At 59.0% G+C, this 4987-nt stretch carries 4 protein-coding genes; 3 read left to right on the top strand and 1 reads right to left on the bottom strand.

Going from position 1 to position 4987, the window contains the following annotated elements; genetic code table 11:
• Nucleotides 1-118 precede the first annotated feature (118 nt).
• The 3 genes from AC27KI_RS18465 (at nucleotide 119) to AC27KI_RS18455 (ending at nucleotide 3525) form a co-directional block, all read left to right on the top strand.
• Nucleotides 119-1297 (top strand): hypothetical protein, encoded by a 1179-nt coding sequence (locus AC27KI_RS18465; RefSeq protein WP_487115161.1) that lies wholly within the window; start codon nucleotides 119-121, stop codon nucleotides 1295-1297.
• Entirely contained in the window at nucleotides 1248-2330 is a 1083-nt protein-coding gene (locus AC27KI_RS18460) for a hypothetical protein (RefSeq protein WP_487115159.1), read from the top strand. The genes AC27KI_RS18465 and AC27KI_RS18460 overlap by 50 nt, the downstream gene beginning before the upstream one ends.
• A 151-nt stretch (nucleotides 2331-2481) precedes the next feature.
• The gene (locus AC27KI_RS18455; RefSeq protein WP_487115157.1) at nucleotides 2482-3525 is read left to right on the top strand and encodes a hypothetical protein; all 1044 of its coding nucleotides are present in this window, start codon (nucleotides 2482-2484) and stop codon (nucleotides 3523-3525) included.
• A gap of 240 nt (nucleotides 3526-3765) precedes the next feature.
• On the opposite strand, the gene AC27KI_RS18450 is transcribed toward AC27KI_RS18455, so the two are convergent.
• The coding region (locus AC27KI_RS18450) for an NAD-dependent succinate-semialdehyde dehydrogenase (protein WP_487115155.1) at nucleotides 3766-4987 on the bottom strand (1222 nt) is incomplete at its 5' end.

Genomic DNA, 4987 nt, shown 5'->3' with positions numbered 1-4987 from the left:
GCGACGTGGCGCGGATGAATACGATCCTTGCTGAGGCGGCCCAGGTGCATCGCGTGGATGTGTTGATGAGCAAGGATTAGATCTTGCAAGATACACTCATACGACAACACGTTGGTACATGCAAAGCAACGTCACGCCAATTCTTATCCCGATGGGCCTTGCCGACTTCGCGCCAGGTCAGTGGGAGCGTGTCCTCGACGGCAGCGTCGTGTTGGAAATCCCGGAGGACTACGAGCAACTGTTCTCGTCAGCAGGTGCTGTCGGAGAAGTGTTTGCAATTCAGCGCGTGCTAAGTCTCGCCAGACACAAGACTCCAATCAGTGTCAGATGGCCCTCCGATCTGCTCGCGCAAATGCCCAAGTCAGCGTCCTTGTATCCCCTGTTGGCTGTTATTGTCTGCCTACAGGCTGCAACTCATGAGTCGCTAAGCATTGGCAATGATGACGTTGAGTATTTGCTTGCCCGCGCTAGGCATCAGATTTTGACGTACAGACTCCAAGGTGACGACCTTCCTAGCGATAGTCAGTTATTGCTGTGCGGCGACGCTCGGGGTCATGGTCGGCCGCTGGATTTATATGACCGATCAAGTAGCGGCCTTAGGAGCCGCGAGGACATCGAGACTACGGTCTTGAGCGTGTTGTCCCCCCAATTGCATAGCGCTGAAGCTCCCAGCCAGAAATTTGCACTGGCTGGAGCGCTAGCGGTTATCGTTGCCGAGCTTTTCGAGAATACGCACCTCCACGGTCGACTCGATTTAGCGAAGTCACCGGTAGGGCCCAATGCTATGCGCGGCCTGATGTTCAGGCGCATCAGCGTGACGTTACCAGCGCACCAGAAGTTAGGTCGGCTGGTTGTGGCGCGCGAGGTGCCTGGCCTTGAGGTTTCGATCTTTGACTCGGGCTTGGGCTACTACGCGTCCTACACTAAGCAGGCCCTGAATTCGTCAACGGACTTAGACGAAGAGTGGAGAGTCATGCACAAGTGTTTCGCTCGGCACTTCGATTCGGATCTAGTTGACCAAAGGCAGCGTCATCGAGGCATGGGTTTGTACGAGGTGTTGCGGGCACTCCAAGAACTCAACGGCAGCATTGAGATCAGGACGGGGCGTCTCTTCGCCTATCGCAGCTTCTTTGAGGGTGAAGCTCTGCCACAGATGCGTCCACCTTCTGGGCCATGGGTGCGGATCCAACTTCCGAAGCCAGTCTTGCTAGACATGCAGAACAGGCTACTGCGAAGGCCCACTGAGAATGACTCGTTGGTGGGCGCTGCTGTTCGAATTGTGGTGCCATTGGTCTGAAATGCGAGCACTGGCCCTGAGTACCCGTTATCGCGAAGACGCCTTCGAAGGCGATGCCTGCCTCCTTGTCTATGACGAGATAGAAGTTAGCGCGGCAATGGTCAGTAGCGACGTTCGTGATGTCCTGAATGCCCGCCCCAATACCTGGAAGATCTATATCGCGGCCCCCTTCTTGGAGGAAGAGGTGGTGGTACGTGCAGCGTTGGAGGGAACTGCGTTTAACCGCGCTATAGGCAAGATTGGTGTGTTGATTGGACGTACAGCGGTCGCTCAGCCAGTTACTCTCAAATTCCTTTATCGCAATGAGGTAGGTGGCGTCATTTCGGAAAGCCCAGCCGATAACGAGCTGATCCAAGGTTGGTTGTTCAATCTTTTTGATCGGAGTCGAGCTCTCGTGGATGCACCAGCAGGGGTTCACTTCGGCAAGGGCTCTGGCAAGCATGCACGCCACTTCCTACGCGCCAGCAGCACCTTGCTTTCATCGGCGGCATGCGGTTTCGTCGGTATGGCAACCTTGGCGCAATTGCCAGCCGATGAACCACGTCGCATCTTTGTTGACACAGCACCTTTGATCGCGGTAGCGCAAGCGATGCAACGCATTGCTCACAAGATAGGCCAATGGGCTTTTTCCCAGCCGGTCATCTCGTTCAGTTCCTATGGAGGTATCGACCAGGCACCGACAATGGGCTATGGTGACGTGTCGCTTGTGTCAGCCTCGACTTCGGGTTCTCTTGCGGATCGATTGATCCGCATGGGCGTCGCGGAGGTCAATGTCATCACGCTTTTTTTTGCTGAAAGATCCATTGAAGCGCCCGCACCTGGAAAGGTCGTCTGTAACCTGACTGCTGCGCCCGACCGAACTTTCGGATATCGACCGATAGACAGTTATCCGCCGGAGAGCTGTCCAAGCTGCGCTCGTGGTGACATTCTGGCCGAATTGGCGGGTGACCAGTTCATGCTGGAGAAACGCGCAATCAAGCGACTGAGGGTGTCCACGGCATCACAAAAGAAGGAAGCACGCGCGTTTTTTTGAACGTCACGCTCGGACAGAGCAATTGCAGATTCAACCATATGCAGCCGACGCTACTGCGAACCTAGTCAAGTTCGACATTGATCGATTGACACAAGATATCGACGTATCACAAGCGGTCGTAAGGCTGCTACGTCGCTTTTCACCGTCGCCGTTGCACGCCATCGTCCTTGTTGACATGCAGGAAAGCACGGCGCAACGCCTGTTCGAGACTGCTGGCATGCAACAGGCATTTGAAGGCGCACAGCGCATTGGCTGGGAAGAGCTGGAATCCCTCACCCCGATAGACCACGGGTCTATGCTGGTCTTGGCGGGCTGCTTGAACGATCATGGACGAGTGAGGGGCATTAACGCATCGATGCGAACAAAGGCGCCGCAGGGCAATGTCGCGTACTTGAGCGTTGTCACACTCGCAGATTCACCCAGAAATCTGGGCGACTTGAGGATGTTCCTAAGCTACGGCCAACATGGCGGCGAGACCTTCATTGTCCGATCTGCTTACGATCTGATGCTACCTTGGCAAAGTGAGTCGGTAACGGCCTGGGATGCCGAGTATGAATTACTTCAGCGCATGGCTTCGGATGGTGCATTGGAGCAAGAGCTCGCGCACCGGCTCGCTCGACTGCAAACTATGTCTTGCGAGAGCAGTGGGCTCTTGATGCCGGGCTCTGCAGGCGATCTTGCAATTGCACCCGACTTCGTCTACCTACACACCGACGCCAACTTGGCGAAAGTCAGTCAGGCGGATGTCCTAGCGGTCGTGAGCAACCTGCTAGCCACGGTTCGATGCAACGACTCTGCGTTGCCTGCAACAAATGCGAAGCCCGGCGATGGCGTCCAGTGGAACCAGATGTTGTACGGCCAAGTCGTGCTCGCTCCGGCTACTCTCTGCGCGCGTAACATGCGCGACTACAACGATGCAATCTTGCGAGCGGCCTTCCTGCGCATGGCGTTTAAACAGGAGCTCGATTTTTCAATAGACGAGCACATCAGCCAGGAAGTGCTTGATGTGATCCTGACCGAACTCTCTGGTTGGTCGAGCGGCCGAGGCGATGCGTTGCCTGAGTGGTTGCTGTCTCTGGCTTGCGATCGGCTTCGATTGCATTCAATTCACGTGCCTAGGCTCTTGGAAGCCGTGCGCAAGGCTCAGTTGCCCTCATGGTTATTTCAACTCGCCCGAAGCATTAAAACCGATTAAACCTGCCGACCTAAGAAAACAAGGAACACTGTTCCATTGAGCAGCAGATTGCATGACATCATCGATTCCCGCAATTGGCCGATAGGAGACTCTCAACGACGAGATCCTACGACCCTACCCGCTTGCTTAGGAGAAGCAACGCGCGCCCAACATTCAATTGCGGCGCCTGAATGAACATAGCTCGCGTATATGGGCATGTATTCCCCTCCACCTAAAGCTCCACCCCGGGACCCTCCCCCCTCAGCCCAGCCCACCCTGGCACACATACTTCGTGTGCAGGTAATCCTCCAGCCCGTGCGTCGATCCCTCGCGCCCGTAGCCCGACTCCTTCACGCCCCCGAACGGCGCCGCCTCCGCCGCCAGCGCCCCTTCGTTGATCCCCACGATCCCCGTCTCCAGGGCCTCCGCCACGCGCCAGATGCGGCGCACGTCCTGGCTGTAGAAGTACGCGGCCAGGCCGAACGGCGTGTCGTTGGCGGCGGCGATCACTTCTTCTTCGTTGTCAAAGCGCGTGAGCGGCGCCACGGGTCCGAACGTCTCCTCACAGGCGCAGGCCATGGTCGCATCGGCGTTCTCCAGCACCGTGGGGGCATAGTAGGTGGCGCCCAGGTCGGTCAGGCGTTGTCCACCCGTGAGCACCGTGGCGCCCTTGGCCACCGCGTCCTGCACATGCCGCTCGATCTTCTCCACCGCCCGGACGTTGATCATCGGCCCGATCTGCGAGGCGGGGTCGCTGGCCGGCCCCACCTTCAAGGCCGCCACGCGGGCGGTGAGCTTTTGCGCGAATTCGGCATGCACCGCCTTGTGCACGAACACCCGGTTGGGGCACACGCAGGTCTGGCCGCCGTTTCTGAACTTGGCGGCCATGAAGCCGTCCACGGCGGCGTCCACGTCGGCATCCTCGAACACGATGAAGGGGGCGTTGCCGCCCAGCTCCAGCGAGAGCTTCTTGAGCGTGTCGGCGCTGCGGCGCGCCAGGTGCTTGCCCACGGGCGTGGAGCCGGTGAAGGTGATCTTGCGCACGCGCGCATCGTCCAGCCACACGTCCACCACCTCGGGCGTCTTCTCGCGCGAGGCGGTGACGATGTTCAGCACCCCGGGCGGCACCCCGGCCTCGTGGGCCAGCAGCACCAGGGCGAGCGACGTGAGGGGCGTGTCCTCGGCGGGCTTGCAGACCACCGTGCAGCCGGCGGCCAGGGCCGGGGCGATCTTGCGGGCGATCATCGCGGCGGGGAAGTTCCACGGGGTGATGGCGGCCACCACACCCACAGGCTCCTTCAAGGCGAACATGCGCCGGCCGGGCACGGGGGCGGGGATGACCTCGCCGTTCATGCGCGTGGCCTGTTCGCCGAACCATTCGATGTAGCTGGCGGCGTAGGCCACCTCGCCCTTGCCCTCGGCCAGGGGCTTGCCCTGCTCCAGGGAGATCAGGGCGCCCAGGTCGTCCTGGTGGGCCAGCACC

Source organism: Acidovorax sp. KPB24-03 (assembly GCF_057546605.1).
The sequence above is the reverse complement of the archived record's forward strand: the minus strand, read 5'-3'. Positions and strand labels throughout refer to the sequence as shown.

Excerpts from the sequence above, each read along its gene's own strand:
- AC27KI_RS18465 (WP_487115161.1), top strand. The coding sequence starts at position 119 with ATGCAAAGCAACGTCACGCCAATTCTTATCCCGATGGGCCTTGCCGAC.
- AC27KI_RS18460 (WP_487115159.1), top strand. The coding sequence starts at position 1,248 with ATGACTCGTTGGTGGGCGCTGCTGTTCGAATTGTGGTGCCATTGGTCT.